This is a genomic window from Sphingobacterium endophyticum (assembly GCF_009733535.1).
GTDB lineage: Bacteria > Bacteroidota > Bacteroidia > Sphingobacteriales > Sphingobacteriaceae > Sphingobacterium > Sphingobacterium endophyticum.
Map to the genome: position 1 here is coordinate 1 of NZ_SMMI01000049.1, position 586 is coordinate 586.

General features: G+C 41.1%; 1 protein-coding gene. It reads right to left on the reverse strand.

The annotated features are described in order from the left end of the window. The coding region (locus E0Y80_RS20535) for a transposase (protein ID WP_197091710.1) at positions 1-586 on the reverse strand (586 nt) is incomplete at both ends.

A 586-nucleotide genomic window follows, 5' to 3' on the forward strand; every position in this document is an offset into this window, starting at 1 on the left:
CTTTACCTGGGTCGCCTCCTGCAAATATGATTAGAATAGCAGTTATCATATCCCGGAGCTCCATGGCTATTCGTCTTTTAGCGGTTTTGTAGCCCAGATTATTGGCTTTTTTGTAGATCAACAAAAGCATCGCTGCAATCATTGTCATATAGACCATCACTTCAATCCCGTTCTTGTTCATTGAAACCAGGTGACTTAGGTTGAGTTCCTGTTTCAGGAACCTGAAAAACACTTCAATGTCCCACCGCTTTCTGTAATAATCAGAAATTTCCTTGGCAGAGAGTTTAAATTCGTTGGTCAGGAACCAGAATTCTTTGTTCGTTTTTTGGTTCATGATGACCACCAAACGGAATAAGGTTTCTACTTTCTCTTGCCGGTAATGCAGTTTGCCCCGTTTGTTCTGGACGGGGCTTCCAGTGTAAAGCTTTACCTTGCTGTCTTTCAGCACTTCCCAATCATCCCATTTTGGAGATTCTTTCGCGTCAAGAAATGATTCAATCTCTTCAAATTTTCTGTTATCTTTCGAACGAATGATGAATTTCACAGACCCTTCCTCAAATTCTTTCATTGACCGTGTTGATTGCAG